Source organism: Pseudomonas saudiphocaensis (genome assembly GCF_000756775.1).
GTDB classification, from domain to species: domain Bacteria; phylum Pseudomonadota; class Gammaproteobacteria; order Pseudomonadales; family Pseudomonadaceae; genus Stutzerimonas; species Stutzerimonas saudiphocaensis.
In genome coordinates this window covers 1,012,957-1,031,430 of the sequence record NZ_CCSF01000001.1, presented here as the reverse complement: position 1 = coordinate 1,031,430, position 18,474 = coordinate 1,012,957, and the positions used below count along the sequence as shown (strand labels likewise).

General features: G+C 58.5%; 20 protein-coding genes. 14 read left to right on the top strand and 6 right to left on the bottom strand.

All coding sequences use genetic code 11. The annotated features are described in order from the left end of the window. Positions 1–8 precede the first annotated feature (8 nt). Positions 9–1,265, top strand: coding sequence for a virulence factor BrkB family protein (locus tag BN1079_RS04915; RefSeq protein WP_052114429.1), 1,257 nt, complete (start codon positions 9–11; stop codon positions 1,263–1,265). Beyond that, positions 1,262–1,717, top strand: coding sequence for a TlpA disulfide reductase family protein (locus BN1079_RS04910; protein ID WP_037022756.1), 456 nt, complete (start codon positions 1,262–1,264; stop codon positions 1,715–1,717). The genes BN1079_RS04915 and BN1079_RS04910 overlap by 4 nt, the downstream gene beginning before the upstream one ends. 64 nt (positions 1,718–1,781) lie before the next feature. On the opposite strand, the gene BN1079_RS04905 is transcribed toward BN1079_RS04910, so the two are convergent. From BN1079_RS04905 to BN1079_RS04890, 4 genes are all read right to left on the bottom strand, one after another. Further along, complete coding sequence (locus BN1079_RS04905) at positions 1,782–2,354, bottom strand: transglycosylase SLT domain-containing protein (protein ID WP_037026624.1); 573 nt, start codon at positions 2,352–2,354, stop codon at positions 1,782–1,784. Positions 2,355–2,359: 5 nt separating this feature from the next. Continuing rightward, positions 2,360–3,313, bottom strand: a complete 954-nt coding sequence (locus tag BN1079_RS04900; RefSeq protein WP_037022755.1) for a hypothetical protein — start codon at positions 3,311–3,313, stop codon at positions 2,360–2,362. 8 nt (positions 3,314–3,321) lie between these two features. Further along, a complete protein-coding gene (locus tag BN1079_RS04895; RefSeq protein ID WP_037022754.1) occupies positions 3,322–5,037 on the bottom strand; it encodes a proline--tRNA ligase in 1,716 nt (571 codons plus the stop codon). A 168-nt stretch (positions 5,038–5,205) separates the two neighbouring features. Continuing rightward, a complete protein-coding gene (locus tag BN1079_RS04890; protein WP_037022753.1) occupies positions 5,206–6,483 on the bottom strand; it encodes an OprD family porin in 1,278 nt (425 codons plus the stop codon). 436 nt (positions 6,484–6,919) lie between these two features. On the opposite strand from BN1079_RS04890, the gene BN1079_RS04885 reads away from it, so the two are divergent. Then, on the top strand, positions 6,920–7,345 hold the full coding sequence (locus BN1079_RS04885; RefSeq protein WP_037022750.1) for an HIT family protein: 426 nt from the start codon (positions 6,920–6,922) through the stop codon (positions 7,343–7,345). Position 7,346: 1 nt separating this feature from the next. Beyond that, on the top strand, positions 7,347–7,553 hold the full coding sequence (locus BN1079_RS04880) for a SlyX family protein (protein ID WP_037022749.1): 207 nt from the start codon (positions 7,347–7,349) through the stop codon (positions 7,551–7,553). 33 nt (positions 7,554–7,586) lie between these two features. Here BN1079_RS04880 and BN1079_RS17870 read toward each other — a convergent pair whose 3' ends face one another. Beyond that, a complete protein-coding gene (locus tag BN1079_RS17870) occupies positions 7,587–8,222 on the bottom strand; it encodes a cold-shock protein (protein WP_037022748.1) in 636 nt (211 codons plus the stop codon). Between the two features lie 269 nt (positions 8,223–8,491). Further along, complete coding sequence (locus BN1079_RS04870; RefSeq protein WP_037022747.1) at positions 8,492–8,962, bottom strand: Dps family protein; 471 nt, start codon at positions 8,960–8,962, stop codon at positions 8,492–8,494. Positions 8,963–9,318: 356 nt separating this feature from the next. Between BN1079_RS04870 and aspS the strand changes: the two genes are divergently transcribed. The 10 genes from aspS (at position 9,319) to tolB (ending at position 18,472) form a co-directional block, all read left to right on the top strand. Then, positions 9,319–11,094, top strand: coding sequence for an aspartate--tRNA ligase (gene aspS / locus BN1079_RS04865; protein WP_037022746.1), 1,776 nt, complete (start codon positions 9,319–9,321; stop codon positions 11,092–11,094). A 219-nt stretch (positions 11,095–11,313) separates the two neighbouring features. Beyond that, a complete protein-coding gene (locus BN1079_RS04860) occupies positions 11,314–12,060 on the top strand; it encodes a YebC/PmpR family DNA-binding transcriptional regulator (RefSeq protein WP_037022745.1) in 747 nt (248 codons plus the stop codon). Between the two features lie 190 nt (positions 12,061–12,250). Continuing rightward, positions 12,251–12,775, top strand: coding sequence for a crossover junction endodeoxyribonuclease RuvC (ruvC, locus tag BN1079_RS04855; protein WP_037022744.1), 525 nt, complete (start codon positions 12,251–12,253; stop codon positions 12,773–12,775). Between the two features lie 78 nt (positions 12,776–12,853). Next, positions 12,854–13,459, top strand: coding sequence for a Holliday junction branch migration protein RuvA (gene ruvA / locus BN1079_RS04850; protein WP_037022742.1), 606 nt, complete (start codon positions 12,854–12,856; stop codon positions 13,457–13,459). A gap of 4 nt (positions 13,460–13,463) precedes the next feature. Further along, positions 13,464–14,516 carry a Holliday junction branch migration DNA helicase RuvB gene (ruvB, locus tag BN1079_RS04845; protein ID WP_037022740.1) on the top strand — a complete coding sequence of 351 codons (1,053 nt, stop codon included), beginning with the start codon at positions 13,464–13,466 and terminating at the stop codon, positions 14,514–14,516. A 51-nt stretch (positions 14,517–14,567) separates the two neighbouring features. Then, entirely contained in the window at positions 14,568–15,011 is a 444-nt protein-coding gene (ybgC, locus tag BN1079_RS04840) for a tol-pal system-associated acyl-CoA thioesterase (RefSeq protein ID WP_037022738.1), read from the top strand. Between the two features lie 2 nt (positions 15,012–15,013). Further along, entirely contained in the window at positions 15,014–15,706 is a 693-nt protein-coding gene (gene tolQ / locus BN1079_RS04835; protein WP_037022737.1) for a protein TolQ, read from the top strand. Positions 15,707–15,717: 11 nt separating this feature from the next. Continuing rightward, a complete protein-coding gene (gene tolR, locus BN1079_RS04830; RefSeq protein WP_037022736.1) occupies positions 15,718–16,170 on the top strand; it encodes a protein TolR in 453 nt (150 codons plus the stop codon). Then, on the top strand, positions 16,170–17,174 hold the full coding sequence (tolA, locus tag BN1079_RS04825) for a cell envelope integrity protein TolA (protein WP_037022735.1): 1,005 nt from the start codon (positions 16,170–16,172) through the stop codon (positions 17,172–17,174). The genes tolR and tolA overlap by 1 nt, the downstream gene beginning before the upstream one ends. Next, positions 17,171–18,472, top strand: coding sequence for a Tol-Pal system beta propeller repeat protein TolB (gene tolB / locus BN1079_RS04820; protein WP_037022732.1), 1,302 nt, complete (start codon positions 17,171–17,173; stop codon positions 18,470–18,472). Before tolA ends, tolB begins: the two co-directional genes overlap by 4 nt. Positions 18,473–18,474: the final 2 nt, after the last annotated feature.

Here is an 18,474-nt window from a genome sequence, read left to right as displayed (position 1 = left end):
GAGAAGGAATGCAGCAGCGGATCAACGACTTCATGGAATTCTGCCGTTTTCTGGTGCAGCGCTTTCTCGTTGATCGCGGGCCGCAGAGCGCGGCGGCATTGACCTACACCACGCTGTTCGCGGTGGTGCCGTTGATGACCGTCACCTTCGCCATGCTGTCGGCCATCCCGGCGTTCCATGGGGTGGGCGAGCAGATCCAGATGTACATTTTCAACAACTTCATCCCCTCCACGGGCGCAACCATCCAGCAATACCTGGTTGCCTTCACCATGCAGGCACGGCAACTGACCTGGTTTGGCGTCGGCTTCCTGATGGCTACGGCGTTGATGATGATGCTGACCATCGAGAAGGCCTTCAATCTCATCTGGCGTGTGCGCCAGCCGCGCCGAGGCATGTCGAGCTTTCTTTTGTACTGGGCGATTCTCAGCCTCGGTCCGCTGCTGCTGGGAGCGGGGTTTGCGATGAGCACCTATATCGCTTCGTTGTCGCTGTTATCCGGCCCCTATGCGCTGCTTGGCGCTGGCACCCTGCTCAAGGCAATGCCGCTGCTGCTGAGTGTTGCTGCCTTTACCCTGATCTATGCCGCAGTTCCCAACACCCGAGTGCCGCTGCGCCATGCGCTGGTTGGTGGGCTGTTCACTTCGGTGCTGTTCGAGGCAGCCAAACAGGGGTTCGGCTTATATGTCAGTTACTTCCCAAGCTATCAGCTGATCTACGGGGCCTTCGCCGCCGTGCCGCTGTTTCTGCTGTGGATCTATCTGTCGTGGATAATCGTATTGTTCGGAGCTGAACTGGTCTGCGGTCTGTCGTCTTCGCAACAGTGGCGGCGCCAGCCGGCGCCCCGTTTGCTGGTGATGCTGGCGCTGCTGAGGATTTTCTATCAGCATCAGCAGGCGGGCCGCGAAGTACGGCTCACTGATGCCCATCGCAACGGCTGGATGCTGCCCGAGGATGAATGGGACGAAATACTCGAGTTCTTCGAGCGTGAACGCCTGGTCTGTCGCACCAGTGCGGCTGGCTGGGTCTTGTCACGGGATCTGCATCATTACAGCTTCGATCAGCTGCTGCGCAGCAATCCCTGGCCGGTTTCCGATTATCAAACGTTACCCGAACATGTGGATGAGCCTTGGTACCCGGCCTTGCGGCAGGCCCTGGAGGCGTTGCAGGGAGAGCGCTCGAAGCTGTTCGGGGGTAGTGTTGCCGTCTGGCTGCAGGCTGAACCAGCAGTTAAATCCGAGTTTGGTGGTGTGAGGAGTCAAGAATGAACAAGAAATCCCTGATGGGATTCGGCCTGCTGGCCTGCCTGGTGCTGGCAGGTTGTGGTGCGGATTGGGGGACGGACCAGCACGGGGCGCAGGTGACTTCGCAGCAACTGGATGGACAGTGGCTGGTGATCAATTATTGGGCAGAATGGTGCGGGCCTTGCCGCACCGAAATTCCCGAGCTGAATGCGCTGGATAAGGCTCATGGCGACATCACCGTATTGGGCGTCAATTTCGACGGCTTGCAAGGCGAGGAACTGGCGGCAGCCTCAACTGATCTGGGGATCGCTTTCCGCGTGCTGAGCCTCGATCCAGCCGAGCGCCTGGACCTGCCGCGTAGCGCGGTATTGCCGGTGACTTACCTGGTCGACAGGGAAGGGAAGGTGCGTCAGCAGTTGGTTGGCGAGCAGACCCTGGAGGGGCTACAGGAGCATCTGGCGCGGCTAGGAAGGTAGTCACTTCTGCAAAAGCGAAACCTCAGCTTTCCAGACCAAATCCTGAAGATCGGAAAGCTTGCTGTCAGGGTTTGACGTACCAGAAGTCCTGCCAAAAGCCGATGACCTTGCTTGGATAGCGAGTCTGGCCGAGGCTGCCGTTGTAGCGAGCCAAGGCGCGGCTGATATCACCGTTTTCGCGCTTGAGGTAATAGCTGAGGATGGTGCAGCCGTAGCGCAGATTGGTTGCGTTGTCGGTGAGATTGTCCTGCGGGCGACCTAGCTCAGCCTTCCAGAAGGGCATGACTTGCATCATGCCTTGAGCGCCTACGCTGGAAATGGCGAAGCGATCGAAATGACTTTCGGCATGAATCAGTGCGAGGACGAGTTCAGGCGAGAGGCCGGCCTTGCTGGCCTCCTGGTGCACCAGGCGCAGCAAGGACAGGCGCTCCACGGGATCAGGTACATAACGCTTGAGCCGAGCGGACATGTCTACCAGCCAGACTTCGGCATCAAAGCGGTCCTGGAAGCTTTCCGCTTCGGCAACGGTTTGCTGTAGGAGGTCGCGCAGTTCAGGCTCGGGCGCCTGACGAAGACTCGCCGAAGCCGGCAGCACGATTGCGATCAGCAGCAGCGAGAGGCAAGCGCGCAGCGTCATCATTATCAGTCATCTTCACCAGCGGCGCTGGCCTGGCGACCGGCCTCCTGCAGCAGACTGTGTAGAAATGACTGCTGCAGCTCGGGGTCATTGTGTGTCAACTCGATCAGGCTCTGTTCGAGCTCGCTGGCCTCCTCTTCCAGCCCCAGCTCTGAAAGCCGTTTAACGCGGTGCACCCACTGGCTTACATCATCATCTTCAAGGTCATCGAAAATTAGCTCGTGGGCCTCGAGAAGCTTGCTGCGCAGGTTGCGGCTGACCATTAGGGTGGCATCTGCGCGGGTGGAGTCCTGTGGATCTTCGACCTGCAGCTGCAGTTTGCCGACCAGGCTGATGTTCTGCTCGGTGAAAGGGCCGTCGAGCAGGTTCAGGCGCAGCACACCGTTGCGATCGGTATTCAGTTCATGCACCTCGGTGCCGGCTATGACCCTAACTGGGCGCTCTGCCCAAGGCAGGCTGGAATATTCCAGGCGTGCGTCCTGGCGCTGTTCTTCCAGGCTCGCCAGGTTCTGTTGCGAACGGCCATTGGACTCAACGTTGATAAAGGGGTTGAGCCCGGCAAAGCCGTAGTTGATCCAGCCACGGGTAGCGCTTTCCGGCAGTTTGCCGAGCATCACGACATTGAGCACATTGGCGCCCACGCCAGCGACCACTGCTACGGCGCCCAACGGCATTTCGTAAAGTTTGCGCCATGCCTGATAAGGCGTGTAGCGGTCGTATCGGCGCGTCACTTCGATATCAACGACTTCCCAGGTTTTCTGGTCGACCACCCGAATGCGTCGCTGGGGCAACTCTAACAAAGGTTCGCCGAGCTCTATGCGCAGACTGTGATCGAGCAGTTTGCGCTCGGTGCGAGCCTCCTGCTCGCTGCGTTGCGGTAGATGATTGGCGCAGCCGCCAAGCAGAAGCGCCACGCAGAGCGTGGCGCTGGTTGAAGCAAGAATACTTCGGTTGAGCATGATATCCGTCAGCGACTGACACGCGAATTGATGAACTCAAGGATGTCGGCGACAGCAACGGCCTGGCTCTCGGCATCGCGGCGATGCTTGTACTCCAGGGTGCCTTCAGCAAGCCCGCGATCGCCGATGACAATGCGATGTGGGATACCGACCAACTCCATATCCGCGAATTTGACGCCCGGACTGGTCTTCTTGTCACGGTCATCAAGCAGAACGTCGAAGCCGGCAGCGGTGAGTTCGGCGTAGAGCTTGTCGGTTGCCTCGCGAACCGCTTCGTTCTCGTATTTCATTGGTACCAGCGCGATCTGGAAGGGTGCCAGGGCGTCCGGCCAGAGAATGCCGCGATCATCGTAGTTCTGCTCGATCGCAGCGGCAACCACCCGGGAAACGCCGATCCCATAGCAGCCCATGGTCAGGGTGACCGGCTTGCCATTCTCACCCATGACACTGCAGTTCATGGCCTGGCTGTACTTGGTGCCAAGCTGGAAGATATGTCCAACCTCGATGCCGCGCTTGATCACCAGCGTGCCTTGGCCGTCCGGGCTTGGGTCGCCAGCCACCACGTTGCGCAGGTCGGCGATTTCCGGCAACGGCAGGTCGCGTTCCCAGTTGAGGCCGAAGTAGTGCTTGTCGTCCTGGTTAGCGCCGGCGGCGAAATCGCTCATCAGCGCCACGGAACGGTCGATGATGCAGGTGATCGGCATGTTCAGCGGGCCCAGCGAGCCAGGACCGGCACCGATGACAGAGCGGATTTCGGCTTCGCTAGCGAACACCAGAGGGTTTGCTACCTGGGCCAGGTTGGCCGCCTTGATCTCGTTCAGCTCATGATCGCCACGGACGATCAGGGCCACCAGTTGGCCTTCTTCGGAGCCATGGACCACCAGGGTCTTGATGGTTTTCTCGATGGCGAGCTGGAATTGCTCGACCAGGTCGGTGATGGTGCGGGTGTTGGGCGTATCGACCAGGCGCAGTTCTTCAGTGGCTGCACCACGCTCTGTCTCGCGTGGAATCGCCTCGGCCTTTTCGATATTGGCTGCGTAATCGGAGCTGTCGCTAAATGCGATATCGTCCTCGCCTGACTCGGCCAGCACGTGGAATTCATGGGAGCCGGTACCGCCGATGGAACCGGTATCGGCCTGCACTGGGCGGAAGTTCAGACCCAGACGGGTGAAGATATTGCAGTAGGCCTGATGCATCCGGTCATAGGTCTGCTGCAGGGATTCCTGGTCGAGATGGAAGGAGTAGGCGTCCTTCATCAGGAATTCGCGGCCGCGCATCAGGCCAAAGCGCGGGCGGATCTCGTCGCGGAATTTGGTCTGAATCTGGAAGAAGTTGATCGGCAGCTGCTTGTAGCTATTAAGCTCGTTGCGGGCCAGATCGGTGATGACTTCCTCGTGGGTTGGGCCGACACAGAATTCGCGGTCGTGGCGATCCTTGAGGCGCAGCAGCTCAGGGCCGTACTCTTCCCAGCGACCGGACTCCTGCCAAAGCTCAGCAGGCTGGATGGCGGGCATCAGCACTTCCAGAGCGCCGGCCTTGTTCATCTCGTCACGTACGATGGCTTCTGCCTTGCGCAGTGCGCGCAGGCCCATGGGCATCCAGGTATACAGACCCGAGGCCAGTCGGCGGATCATGCCGGCACGCAACATCAGCTGGTGGCTGATGACCACGGCATCGGATGGAGTTTCTTTCAGGGTCGAAAGCAGGAACTGACTGGTGCGCATGGGGGCCGATATGTCCTTGCAAGAGCGTGAATTTGGCCGAGCATTGTACGGCGCAGGGGAGGCGTCGTACAGGAGCGGCAGGGCGCTGGCTAAGGCTGTTGCTGGAAACGAAAGAGCCCGGCTTTCGCCGGGCTCCGTTTTACTTCGAATAGCCTGAGATAACCTGAGTTACAGGATGCTCAGTGGGTATTCGACGAAGACACGAATTTCGTTCATGTCGTTCCAGTAAGTGTTGCTGGTTCTGAGAATCGAGTTGCGTAGCTTCAGAGAAAGGTCCTTGGCTGGGCCATCCTGCACTACGTAGGAGACCTGGTTGAAGATTTCCCGCTCACTCGCGTCGCCCATACCCGTATCGATATTGGTTCCTCGAATGTAGGCAGTTTTCCAAGCAAGCCCAGGAACACCGTATTCGCTGAAGTCCAGCTCATAGCTGGCCTGCCAGGAGCGCTCGTCCTTTCCGTTGAAGTCGGAAAGGAAAGAGTTGGCCAGGTAAATACCGTTGCCGCCATCACCGATGTCGTAAGCGTAACCAACCTGCTGGATATTGCCCTCATCGTCAACGTAGTTAAAGCCACCGTGGGAGCGCTGGTGGGCTACGATAAACGAGTGCCCGCCAACGCTGTACGTGGCTGCCAGGCTCCAAATGGTGTTGTCTTCATCCTTGCCGGTGCCGGTGAACTCGCTGTCGTAATCGCTTTTGTAAATGTTGAAATCAAAGCCCAAGGATTGTGAATCCGAGAGCGGGAAGATGTAGTTCACATTAGCGTATTTCTTCTCTGCGACATCTTTAATATCGGAGAAATACAGCGAGGCGCTGAGGTTGTCTGTAAAGCTATAGGTGCCGCCGAGTACGTCAATGGACTTTAGGCGGCCATTATCATGAGCGGTCTCGGTTAGGTTGTTCTGGCCAGTGAAGCGGCCGACATTGAGCTCCAGTCCTTCTATCTCATGGCTGGTGATCAAAGTACCTGTGAAGGTTTGTGGCAGGAGTCGGGTGGTGTCATGAGCCAGAACAGGCAATGATGGCATTTGATCGCCGTATTTCAGTACGGTGTTGGAGGCACGAAACTTAATCGCTACGCCTGCCTCCGACAGATCATCTTGTGTTTTGCCGCTGCTATCCGTGCCAAAGAACGCGATGCCGCCATCTTCACGGCTCTTGCCGGTGTCCAACTTAACGCCCAACAGGCCGTAAGCATCTACTCCGACCCCGATAGTGCCTTGGGTGAAGCCGGACTCGAAGGTGGCAATAAAGCCTTGACCCCAGCGAGACTGGTCTTGAACTCCATCCTTGTGGTCGCGGTGGAAATAGGCATTGCGCAGCAACAGATCCAGCTTCGCATCTTCGACGAATCCCTTGGATTCGGATTGCTGGCTGGCGAAAGCCATTTGGGATGTGCCCGCGGCGACTGCCAGGGCGATGACGCTCCACTTCATCACGCTCATTGTGATTGCTCCTCGGTTTCAAACTGGCCCTGCTTCCTGAGAGGAAGAAGGCATCTTATTTTTACTCTTAGGTCGATCCTTGTTTGCACCTGCCGATGTAGCTTAGGCAGAGCCGGAACACATTTCCTTAAAGCTATGGTTTAGCTGGGGAAAGCGCTGACAGCAAGCTTAACCCAGAGGTTCTTCCTTTCTCCTTTCCGATTTAAGTCTTTAATGACTCAAAGCAATAACCATGCACAAAATCACAAGGACGGATTTTGTGCCTTACAAGCGCTGTCGTCCATCCTCTGATCGCGCCAAAGCGGAGCGTTTTTGAGCCATCCGTGTGCCGATCTGGTGCGCGCCGCTATAGCGCCCCGTGGAGTATTCTTCACATGATTGTTTAAACGTAGCCTGGGAGCTGCGTTGAGAACCCGATTTGAACAGGAGTGCGGTTATGTTCGTTCTTGATTCACGCTTAGAGCAGGACACTCTGTTGTTGGGGGACTTTCCGTTGTGCAGGCTGTTGTTGATGAATGACTCCAGCTATCCCTGGTTCATCCTCGTGCCGCGCCGCGAAGAGGTGAGTGAGCTGTTTCAGCTTGATAGCGCCGACCAGCAATTGCTCTGGCGCGAAACGACCGCATTGGCTGAAAAGCTGAAAGATACCTTTGGCGCAGACAAGATGAATGTCGCGACGTTAGGAAATGTCGTAAGCCAGCTGCACATGCACGTCATCGCTCGTCGGCGGGGCGATGCCGCCTGGCCTGCGCCGGTATGGGGGCATCGGCCTGCGCAGCCCTACACTGACGAGCAGGTCGAGGCCATTCGGCAGAAGCTCAAGCTTGTGCTGACCGATGATTTTCGTTTTGCGGAGCAGTGAGATGGAGCTGGAACAGCGTATCGCCGATCTCGAAACTCGCCTGGCTTTCCAGGACGATACGATTCAGGCACTGAACGATGTGTTGGTTGCGCAGCAGGCTGCTATCGATCGGCTGCAGGCTCAGCTAAAGATTCTGGCCAGGCGCCAGGAAGACATGCAAAGCGGTATCGGAGTGGAGGGGGATGAAGCGCCTCCGCCACATTACTGACGACCTTGTGGCGGAGGTTGGCAAAGGTGCAGGTCAGTGGTTGGTCTGCACCACATCTTCAGCCTGAAGACCTTTGTCGCGCATCATGATGGTGAACTCCACGCGTTGGCCTTCTACAAGAATGCGATGGCCATCGCCGCGAATGGCGCGGAAGTGGACGAACACGTCATCACCGCTATCGCGGGAAATAAAGCCGAAACCCTTGGAAGTGTTGAACCACTTGACTGTCCCGGTCTCGCGACCGGCGGAAGGGGCGGCAGTGTTCACGGGAGCGCTTTTGCTCCGTGGAGTCGTGGGTGCGCCACGATGAGCAGGTCGTGCTTGCCCGCTCTGGGCGGTGGCCAGATGCAGCACCACAGCGACAACGGCCAGCAGCAGGCTGGCGAGCGTTGCCGGCAGGCCGGCGATGGCGACTATCGGGATCAGCAGTACCAGTGCCTGAATAACGGCCGCAGCAATCAGTAGAGCGGATACGGCAATCATCATCGGGCGATGGTGATGGCCGTTGCGTGGCTGAGTGAAGCAGGCGAACTGAGCGTTCAGCAGACCTAACAGCAGCAGGCAAAGCGCTTCGGGTTGAACCAGGGGTGACAAACCGCCGGAGAGTGAAGGGACGAATGACAGAACAAGGGCGGCAACGCCCGTCAATACATGAACGATCTTAAGCATTGTTATGACTCACAGTTGAATAACGCGGTAGAAAAAAGCGTCTGCAGATGGGCAACGGCGGTAATGGATAGACGAATCTTGCCCGGTTGAAGTGCCCAGGCTGCGGCGCGGGCGTATTTAACAGTAAAGGTGGGCGCTGCTCAAATCGTGTGTCAGGCGGAGCGGGAGTATTAGGCGGGGAGGCGTTGGCGGAGGATCGAAGTCGGGAGGCTATGGTGGGGCTCTGGACAGCCGCTTGCGCAACTGTCCAGGAGGGGCGTGACCTTGACTCAGGCAGCCAGCAGGCTGCGCAGCATCCAAGCGGTTTTTTCGTGCACCTGCATACGCTGGGTCAGCAGATCCGCAGTCGGTTCGTCGCTGACTTTCTCAAGCAGCGGGAAGATGCCCCGTGCAGTGCGTACGACCGCTTCCTGGCCTTCCACCAGCAGGCGGATCATGTCTTCGGCAGCAGGGACGCCTTCCTGCTCCTTGATCGAGGACAGCTTGGCGTATTCGGCATAGGTGCCGGGAGCGGGGAAGCCAAGGGCGCGGATGCGCTCGGCGATATCATCCACGGCTAGTGCCAGCTCGGTGTATTGCGTCTCGAACATGGTGTGCAGGGTGTTGAACATCGGCCCCGTCACGTTCCAGTGAAAGTTGTGTGTCTTCAAATATAGGGTGTAGGTGTCGGCCAGCAGGCGCGACAGGCCCTCAGCAATGGCGGCGCGATCCTGCTCGGCGATACCGATATCGATTTTCATGATGTTCTCCTGGTCGATGTAGTCAGCGGCTAGTTATGCCAGAAAGACGGAATGCTGCATATGATCCTTGACGGGTTCGTTCCTTGGAAGCCATCCAGGCAAATCGGTTTCATTTATGGTGCGCGGTGGTAAGGCTGTCGTCGGCGGCTGCGTCGAAAGGATTATGTGGATATAATCTCGCGCTTGTGTCTGGCGACCCGTAGGTTTTGTCGGCGACGCCAGTGCTTGATCACGCTTTTCCGCATTGATCCGTATGACGATTGATGCGGTTTGACAGGATGCTTGTGAGGTGTCCTGTACCCAGTCGCACTTCGCGCGACCCGATGAATTTCAAGATACGAGAAGCGAACCCCACCATGATGCGCAGCCACTATTGCGGCCAGTTGAACGAAAGCCTGGACGGCCAGGAAATCACTCTTTGCGGTTGGGTGCACCGCCGCCGCGACCACGGCGGGGTTATCTTCCTCGACGTGCGTGACCGCGAAGGCATGGCCCAGGTTGTGTTCGATCCCGACCGTGCCGAAACCTTCGCTGCCGCTGACCGGGTGCGCAGCGAATATGTAGTCAAGATCACCGGTAAGGTGCGCCTGCGTCCTGAGGGCGCGCGCAACCCGAACATGGCCTCCGGCGCCATCGAGGTGCTGGGCTACGAGCTGGAAGTGTTGAACGAGGCGGAAACACCGCCGTTCCCGCTCAACGAATACAGCGACGTGGGTGAAGAAACCCGCCTGCGCTATCGCTTCATTGATCTGCGCCGCCCGGAAATGGCCGAGAAGCTCAAGTTGCGCTCGCGCATCACCGCCAGCATCCGCCGCTACCTGGACGAGCAGGGCTTTCTCGACGTTGAAACCCCGATCCTGACCCGTGCCACCCCAGAAGGCGCCCGCGACTATCTGGTACCCAGTCGTACCCATCCCGGCAGCTTCTTCGCATTGCCGCAGTCGCCACAGCTGTTCAAGCAGCTGCTGATGGTTGCCGGTTTCGACCGCTACTACCAGATTGCCAAGTGCTTCCGTGACGAAGACCTGCGTGCCGACCGTCAGCCGGAATTCACCCAGATCGACATTGAAACCAGCTTCCTCGATGAGGCCGACATCATCGGCATCACCGAAGGCATGGTTCGCAAGCTGTTCAAGGAAGTGCTGGGTGTCGAGTTCGGCGAGTTCCCGCACATGCCGTTCGAAGAGGCCATGCGCCGTTATGGTTCGGACAAGCCCGACCTGCGCATCCCGCTGGAGCTGGTCGACGTCGAAGACCAGCTCAAGGAAGTGGAATTCAAGGTCTTCGCGGGCCCGGCCAATGATCCCAAGTGTCGGGTTGCCGCGTTGCGTGTTCCGGGCGGGGCGAGCATGCCGCGCAAGCAGATCGACGACTACACCAAGTTCGTCGGTATCTACGGCGCCAAGGGGCTGGCTTATATCAAGGTCAACGAACGCGCCAAGGGCGTGGAGGGCCTGCAGTCTCCGATCGTCAAGAACATCCCCGAAGCCAATCTCAACGCCATTCTGGATCGCGTCGGTGCGGTCGATGGCGATATCGTCTTCTTCGGTGCGGACAAGGCCAAGGTCGTCTCCGAAGCCCTGGGTGCGCTGCGCATCAAGCTGGGCCACGACCTCAATCTGCTGACCTGCGAGTGGGCGCCGATGTGGGTCGTAGATTTCCCGATGTTCGAAGAAAATGACGACGGTTCGCTGTCGGCGTTGCACCATCCCTTCACCGCGCCCAAGTGCACGCCTGAAGAGCTGGAAGCCAATCCGGGTGCGGCGCTGTCGCGTGCCTATGACATGGTCCTCAACGGGACCGAGCTCGGTGGCGGTTCCATCCGTATTCACCGCAAGGAGATGCAGCAGACAGTGTTCCGTATCCTCGGCATCGACGAGGCGGAGCAGGACGAGAAGTTCGGCTTCCTGCTCGATGCGCTCAAGTACGGTGCGCCGCCGCACGGTGGCCTGGCCTTCGGCCTGGATCGTCTGGTGATGCTGATGACCGGCGCGCAATCGATTCGCGAGGTCATCGCCTTCCCGAAAACCCAGAGTGCAGCGGACGTCATGACCCAGGCACCGGGTGCGGTGGATAGCAAGGCACTGCGCGAGTTGCACATTCGCCTGCGTGAGCAGCCGAAAGCCGAATAACGGCGAAGCCGGAGCCCAGGGAAACCTGGGCTTTTGCGTTACAGCTAGCAGGCTGTTGAAAACGTAGGCGAGGCAGGCAAGACGAGGCAAAAACAGCCGAAGAAGCGGAGTTTAGTGGTCTAAATGAGCATTCTGAGGCTGTTTTTAACGACGTATTGCCAACGCAGATAGTTTTTCAATGGCCTGCAAGAAGAAAGTTGATCAAAGAGGGAGACAGTTATGGCTGGTCATTCCAAATGGGCCAACATCAAGCACCGCAAGGGGCGCCAGGACGCCAAGCGTGGCAAGATTTTCACCAAGATCATTCGTGAGCTGACCGTCGCCGCCAAGAGCGGCCCAATCCCGGCGGACAACCCGCGTCTGCGTCTGGCCGTGGACAAGGCGCTGACCGCGAACATGTCGCGCGATGTGATCGATCGCGCCATCGCTCGCGGCGCCGGCACCAACGATGCCGACAACGTCGTCGAGTTGACTTACGAAGGCTACGCGCCCAGCGGCGTGGCCATCATCGTCGAGGCCATGACCGACAACCGCAACCGCACCGCCGCAGAAGTGCGTCATGCGTTCAATAAGCATGGCGGCAATCTGGGTACCGACGGTTCGGTCGCCTACATGTTCGATCGCAAGGGGCAGATCAGCTTTGCTGCCGGTGTGGATGAGGATGCACTGATGGAGGCCGCATTGGAGGCGGGTGCCGACGATGTGGAAATGGGCGACGATGGCTCGGCGCTGGTGTCTACCAGCTTTACCGATTTTCATGCGGTCAACGAAGCGCTGAGCGCTGCAGGCTTCAAGGGTGAGGAGGCGGAAATTGCCATGATTCCGTCTATCGCCGCTCCGCTCACCGATGTCGAGACTGCCCAAAAGGTATTGCGCCTGATCGATGCGTTGGAAGATTTGGATGACGTACAGAACGTCTATCACAACGCGGAAATCTCTGACGAGATATTGGAGCAGCTGGACTGACGCTTCGCTGCAAACCGAAGCCGGAAGCATCCGAAATGCTTCCGGCTTTTTTCGCTCTGTATTACTGGGCGCGGTCGGCCAAGCCTCAAGCGGGCGGAGCGGTCCTGTGACAGGCGCGGAATTGTGGCTAGCCGCCGTTTGGTGACCTCCCTATACTTGTCGCTGGATAAATAGACAGTACGGCAGGCGCATGACACTCATCCTCGGTATAGACCCCGGTTCCAGAATCACGGGTTATGGTGTGGTGCGCGATACGGGTCGTAGCTGCGAGTATGTGGCTTCCGGCTGCATTCGTACCGGAAGTGGTGAGTTGCCTGATCGGTTGCGTGCGGTGTTTGCCGGTGTCAGCGAGGTGATTCGCCTTCACGGTCCGGTAACCATGGGCATCGAGCAGGTATTTATGGCGCGCAATGCCGACTCGGCGCTAAAGCTCGGCCAGGCGCGTGGCGCAGCCATTGTGGCCGCTGTCGAGCAAGGGTTGGAGATCGCCGAGTACACCGCCACACAGGTCAAGCAGGCCATCGCCGGCACTGGGGGCGCCGACAAGCAGCAGGTGCAGATGATGGTGATGCATCTGTTGAAGCTGGTGAAGAAACCGCAAATCGATGCGTCCGATGCGTTGGCGATAGCCCTGTGTCATGCCCATCATCGTCAGAGCTTGATTCCCCACGGTCTGGCTGGCGCCAAGCGCAGGGCGGGGCGACTGCGTCTGTAATCCGAATTTAGCGAAGCGAGTTGTCAGGAAGTTCAGGCTGGCTGAGTCGATCACTCAGCCCAGAGAGGATGAAATAACGTGATTGGACGTTTGCGCGGCACCCTGGCGGAGAAACAGCCTCCGCATCTGATTCTGGATGTGAATGGCGTTGGCTATGAAGTCGAGGTGCCGATGACCACCCTTTACCGGCTTCCCGCACTGGGTGAGCCGGTGACGCTGCACACCCATCTGGTAGTGCGCGAGGACGCCCAGCTGTTGTATGGCTTTGCCGACAAACGAGATCGCGAGCTGTTTCGTGAGCTGATTCGTCTCAATGGTGTTGGGCCGAAGCTGGCGTTGGCACTGATGTCCGGGCTGGAGGTGGACGAGCTGGTGCGTTGCGTTCAGGCGCAGGACACCTCGGTGCTGGTGAAGATTCCAGGTGTGGGCAAAAAAACCGCTGAGCGTTTGTTGGTGGAATTGAAGGGGCGTTTCAAGGCCTGGGAAACCATGCCATCCATTGCGCCTCTGGTGGTTGAACCTCGCGCCAATATGGCAGTCTCAAGCGCCGAGAATGATGCGGTGAGTGCGCTGATTTCCCTTGGCTTCAAGCCGCAAGAGGCCAGCCGTGCCGTATCAGCAGTACAGGAAGACGATTTGAGCAGTGAAGATCTGATCCGCCGTGCCCTCAAGGGAATGGTGTAAGCCCATGATCGAAGCCGATCGTCTGATTACCGCCACCGGTCGTGACCGTGATGAGCAAATCGACCGCGCCATTCGCCCGCTAAGCCTGGCCGAGTACATCGGCCAGCCGGCGGTCCGCGAGCAGATGGATCTCTTTATCCGCGCTGCGCGCAAGCGAAATGAAGCTCTTGATCACACCCTGATTTTCGGGCCTCCCGGTCTGGGCAAAACCACCCTGGCCAATATCCTGGCCCAGGAAATGGGCGTTTCGATCAAAAGCACGTCCGGCCCGGTGCTGGAGCGGCCTGGTGACCTCGCCGCGTTGCTGACCAACCTGGAAGAGGGTGATGTGCTCTTTGTCGATGAGATACATCGACTGTCGCCCATCGTTGAGGAAGTGCTGTATCCGGCGATGGAAGATTTCCAGCTGGATATCATGATCGGTGAAGGCCCGGCGGCGCGCTCAATCAAACTCGACCTGCCACCTTTTACCCTGGTCGGGGCGACCACCCGGGCAGGCATGCTGACCAATCCGCTGCGTGATCGCTTCGGTATCGTGCAGCGGCTTGAGTTTTACTCAACCGCGGATCTGGCGACCATCGTCACCCGCTCGGCCGGCATCCTCGGTTTGCCGATCGAAGCCGAAGGCGCCTTCGAAATCGCTCGCCGTGCTCGGGGTACGCCGCGTATTGCCAACCGGCTGCTGCGCCGGGTGCGAGACTTTGCCGAGGTGCGGGGCAATGGCGAGATCACCCGGGCCATCGCCGATCTTGCATTGAACATGCTCGACGTCGACGAGCGCGGGCTGGATCACCAGGATCGACGACTGTTGCTGACCCTGATCGAAAAATTCGACGGCGGTCCGGTTGGCATTGATAGCCTGGCCGCGGCCATCAGTGAAGAGCGCCACACCATCGAGGATGTTCTGGAGCCCTATCTGATCCAGCAGGGCTACATCATGCGCACGCCGCGCGGCCGTGTGGTCACTCGCCATGCTTATCTGCACTTCGGCCTGAACCTGCCTAAACGCATGGACGATTCGCCAGTAGGTGACCTCTTCGATGGCGACACAATGTGATGAAAATATTCTTGTTTGAGCCAATTGGAATTTGCTGTGTCTGGCACTAGTATGCGCGCGGAATCACCTGTTCAGCCGTTTACCCATCGTTGTCGTGTCTATTACGAAGACACCGATGCAGGCGGCATCGTTTATTACGTCAACTACCTCAAATTCATGGAGCGGGCCCGTACCGAACGGTTGCGCAGCCTGGGTTTTGCCCAGTCGCAGCTGGCCGGTGAAGACCTGCTGTTCGTCGTCCATTCCAGCGAAGCGCGTTATCACGCACCAGCGCGGTTGGACGATGAGTTGCTGGTAACCGCCGAGGTGACTGAAATAAAACGCGCCAGCCTGCGTTTCAGGCAGCAGGTGAGGCGTGCCAAAGATGATCTGCTGCTCTGCGAGGGGCAGTTTCTGGTGGCCTGTGTACGCGCCGAGAGTTTGAAACCCCGCCCCATTCCCGAAGCGCTGCGTTCAGCCTTCGCCGGGTCGGGTCTACCCCCTGCAGGAGAGTAAGCGTGGAACCCAACGTCGATCATATGTCCATGTGGAGCCTGATCAGCAACGCCAGCTTTGTGGTTCAGCTGGTCATGCTGATCCTGGTGGCGGCTTCGGTGATGTCCTGGATCATCATCTTCCAGCGCGGCAACATGTTGCGCGCTGCCAAGCGTGCACTGGATACCTTCGAAGAACGTTTCTGGTCTGGCATCGATCTGTCCAAGTTATACCGCCAGGCGGGTAGCAACCCGGACCCGGATTCCGGCGTTGAGCAAATCTTTCGTGCAGGTTTCAAGGAGTTTTCCCGCCTGCGCCAGCAGCCGGGCGTTGATCCCGATGCCGTGATGGATGCAGTCAACCGGGCCATGCGCGTAGCCATCTCACGGGAAGAGGAGAAACTCGAGCAGAGCCTGCCGTTCCTGGCTACGGTCGGTTCCACCAGCCCCTATATCGGTCTGTTTGGCACTGTCTGGGGCATCATGAACTCGTTCCGTGGACTGGCTCAGGTGCAGCAGGCGACATTGGCCACCGTTGCTCCGGGTATCGCTGAAGCGCTGATCGCTACGGCCATCGGCCTGTTCGCGGCGATCCCGGCTGTTATCGCCTACAACCGCTTCTCCGCACGCGGCGAAATGCTCATCGCTCGGTATTACACCTTCGCCGACGAGTTCCAGGCGATTCTCCACCGTAAAGTTCACACCACCGAAGATTGAGGCCACAGGCCATGGCCAGAATTCGCAACAGACGCAAGCCGGTCGCCGAGATGAACGTGGTGCCCTACATCGATGTGATGCTGGTGCTGCTGGTGATCTTCATGGTGACCGCGCCCATGCTCAACCAGGGCGTCAAGGTTGATCTGCCTCAGGTCAGCAGCGAAGTGCTGCCGCAGGATAACGATGCCCAGGTTTTGACCATCTCGATCAAAGCCGACAAGACCTATTACTGGAACATGGGCAACGAGGTTGATACCGAGACGGTCCAGGACCAGGCGCTGACTCTCGACGAGATGACCCGTGCGGTCACGGCGATCATGAGTCAGAACCGCAGCCAGGGAAAACAGGTCCAGGTGTTCGTTCGTGGTGACAAGGCGGTCGACTACGGCTCGGTCATGAACGCCATGGGCGGCCTGCAACAGGCCGGTGTGGGCAACGTCGGCCTGATCACCGAGGCACCTTGATGCGGCAGGCCGAGCGTTCTCCCTCTCAGAGTTACTTCTGGCCCACCGTTCTGGCTGTGGGCCTGCATGTCATCATTTTCGGCATGCTTTTCGTCAGCTTCGCCATGACGCCCGAGTTGCCGCCGTCCAAGCCTATTGTCCAGGCGACTCTGTATCAGCTGAAGTCACAGAGCCAGGCCACCACGCAGACCAACCAGAAACTTGCCGGCGAGGCGGAAAAAACAGCCGCCAAGCAGTACGAGGCCGAGCAGCTGGAACAGCGCAGGATCGAGCAGCAGAAGCAGGCCGCAGCGGCTGCGGAACAAAAGAAGACCGAGGACGCTCGAAAGGCCGAAGCAGAAAAGGCGGCAGCGGCAAAAAAGGCGGCTGACGCGAAGAAGGCCGAGGAGGCACGCAAAGCGGCCGAGCAGCAGAAGCAGGCAGAAGTTGCCAGGAAGAAGGCGGCGGACGAGGCGGCGAAGAAAAAGGCTGCCGAGGAAGCCGCTAAGAAGAAGGCGGCTGAGGACGCCAAGAAGAAAGCTGCGGAAGAAGCCAAGAAAAAAGCTGCTGCCGAGGCCGCAAAGAAAAAAGCGGCGGAAGAGGCGAAGAAGAAAGCGGCCGCGGAGGCTGCACGCAAAGCGGCTGAAGACAAGAAGGCGCAAGCCCTTGCCGAGCTGCTTGCCGAGGACACTCAGCGCCAGCAGGCTATGGCCGATACGCAAGGCAGCCAGGTTGCAGGTGACTTCGACGATCTTATTCGCATGCGAGCAGCGCAGGGCTGGACTCGTCCGCCTTCGGCGCGCAACAACATGTCGGTAACGCTGCGCGTGAACATGCTGCCAGACGGCACCATCACCGCAGTAAACGTTTCACGGTCGAGCGGCGATGCTCCGTTTGACAACTCCGCGGTTGCCGCGGTCAAGAATATTGGTCGGCTGACCGAGATGCAGGGGCTTTCCGCTCAGGAATTCCAGCCGTACCGCTCGTTCACGATGACCTTTACGCCTGAGGACCTTGCGTTGTGATCAACTACCTTCGAGGTTTTATCGTCCTTCTGTCGCTGGTGCTGGGAAGTGCCGTCGCGCAGGAGAAAAACATCGTTGTCACCAGCGGGAGCGATCGTGCAATTCCGATTGCGGTCGTTCCGTTCGGCTGGCAGGGCGGCAGCGTGCTGCCGGAAGACATGGCCGAGATCATCGGTAACGACATGCGCAATTCCGGGATATTCCAGCCTATTCCCAAGCAGAACATGATCAGCATGCCGACCAAGGCCAGCGAAGTCATTTTCCGCGACTGGAAGGCGCTCGGAGCACAGTATCTCGTGGTTGGCGATATCCAGCCTTCCGGCGGCCGGCTGCAGGTGCAGTTTGCAGTATTCAACGTGACTACCGAGCAGCAGGTCATGACCGGTAGCGTCGGCGGCACGCCTGATCAGTTGCGGGACATGGCTCACTACGTCGCTGACCAGTCGTTCGAAAAGCTTACCGGCATCAAGGGTGCGTTCTCCACACGCCTGCTCTACGTGACCGCTGAGCGCATGGGTGCCAACAACACTCGCTATACGCTGCAGCGCTCAGATTACGACGGCGCGCGTGCTGTAACCTTGTTGCAGTCGCGCGAACCGATTCTGTCGCCGCGTTACTCGCCCGATAGCCGTCGCATTGCTTATGTTTCGTTTGAACAGAAACGCCCGCGTATCTTCATCCAGCACATCGATACGGGTCGGCGCGAGCAGGTCACCAATTTCGAGGGGCTTAATGGCGCGCCGGCGTTTTCTCCTGACGGCAACCGCCTGGCGTTTGTGCTGTCCAAGGATGGCAACCCGGAAGTCTATGTGATGGATCTGAATTCGCGTCAGTTGCAGCGGCTGACCAATCACTATGCGATCGACACCGAGCCTTTCTGGGGGGCAGATGGCCAAACCATCTATTTCACCTCTGACCGGGCGGGTAAGCCGCAGATCTACAAACAGCGCTTGGGTAGCAATAATGCCGAGCGAGTTACGTTTGTAGGTAACTACAACGCCAACCCCAAACTGTCAGCAGATGAAAAGACTCTGGTCATGATTCATCGCCAGGAGGGCTATACCAATTTCAAGGTGGCAGCACAGGACCTGCAGCGTGGCAATTTGCGGCTACTCTCTGATACAAGTTTAGATGAGTCGCCCACTGTTGCGCCTAATGGCACTATGCTAATCTACGCGACCCGCCAGCAGGGCCGGGGAGTCTTGATGCTCGTATCAATTAATGGTCGAGTTAGGCTCCCGCTTCCTACTGCTCAAGGCGAAGTCCGTGAGCCATCGTGGTCCCCTTACCTGAACTGATG

What these genes read in the sequence shown, in the direction of transcription:
- BN1079_RS04915 (WP_052114429.1), top strand. Translation starts at nt 9, where the DNA reads ATGCAGCAGCGGATCAACGACTTCATGGAATTCTGCCGTTTTCTGGTG.
- BN1079_RS04910 (WP_037022756.1), top strand. Translation starts at nt 1,262, where the DNA reads ATGAACAAGAAATCCCTGATGGGATTCGGCCTGCTGGCCTGCCTGGTG.
- BN1079_RS04905 (WP_037026624.1), bottom strand. Translation starts at nt 2,354, where the DNA reads ATGACGCTGCGCGCTTGCCTCTCGCTGCTGCTGATCGCAATCGTGCTG.
- BN1079_RS04900 (WP_037022755.1), bottom strand. Translation starts at nt 3,313, where the DNA reads ATGCTCAACCGAAGTATTCTTGCTTCAACCAGCGCCACGCTCTGCGTG.
- BN1079_RS04895 (WP_037022754.1), bottom strand. Translation starts at nt 5,037, where the DNA reads ATGCGCACCAGTCAGTTCCTGCTTTCGACCCTGAAAGAAACTCCATCC.
- BN1079_RS04890 (WP_037022753.1), bottom strand. Translation starts at nt 6,483, where the DNA reads ATGAGCGTGATGAAGTGGAGCGTCATCGCCCTGGCAGTCGCCGCGGGC.
- BN1079_RS04885 (WP_037022750.1), top strand. Translation starts at nt 6,920, where the DNA reads ATGTTCGTTCTTGATTCACGCTTAGAGCAGGACACTCTGTTGTTGGGG.
- BN1079_RS04880 (WP_037022749.1), top strand. Translation starts at nt 7,347, where the DNA reads ATGGAGCTGGAACAGCGTATCGCCGATCTCGAAACTCGCCTGGCTTTC.
- BN1079_RS17870 (WP_037022748.1), bottom strand. Translation starts at nt 8,222, where the DNA reads ATGCTTAAGATCGTTCATGTATTGACGGGCGTTGCCGCCCTTGTTCTG.
- BN1079_RS04870 (WP_037022747.1), bottom strand. Translation starts at nt 8,962, where the DNA reads ATGAAAATCGATATCGGTATCGCCGAGCAGGATCGCGCCGCCATTGCT.
- aspS (WP_037022746.1), top strand. Translation starts at nt 9,319, where the DNA reads ATGATGCGCAGCCACTATTGCGGCCAGTTGAACGAAAGCCTGGACGGC.
- BN1079_RS04860 (WP_037022745.1), top strand. Translation starts at nt 11,314, where the DNA reads ATGGCTGGTCATTCCAAATGGGCCAACATCAAGCACCGCAAGGGGCGC.
- ruvC (WP_037022744.1), top strand. Translation starts at nt 12,251, where the DNA reads ATGACACTCATCCTCGGTATAGACCCCGGTTCCAGAATCACGGGTTAT.
- ruvB (WP_037022740.1), top strand. Translation starts at nt 13,464, where the DNA reads ATGATCGAAGCCGATCGTCTGATTACCGCCACCGGTCGTGACCGTGAT.
- ybgC (WP_037022738.1), top strand. Translation starts at nt 14,568, where the DNA reads ATGCGCGCGGAATCACCTGTTCAGCCGTTTACCCATCGTTGTCGTGTC.
- tolR (WP_037022736.1), top strand. Translation starts at nt 15,718, where the DNA reads ATGGCCAGAATTCGCAACAGACGCAAGCCGGTCGCCGAGATGAACGTG.
- tolA (WP_037022735.1), top strand. Translation starts at nt 16,170, where the DNA reads ATGCGGCAGGCCGAGCGTTCTCCCTCTCAGAGTTACTTCTGGCCCACC.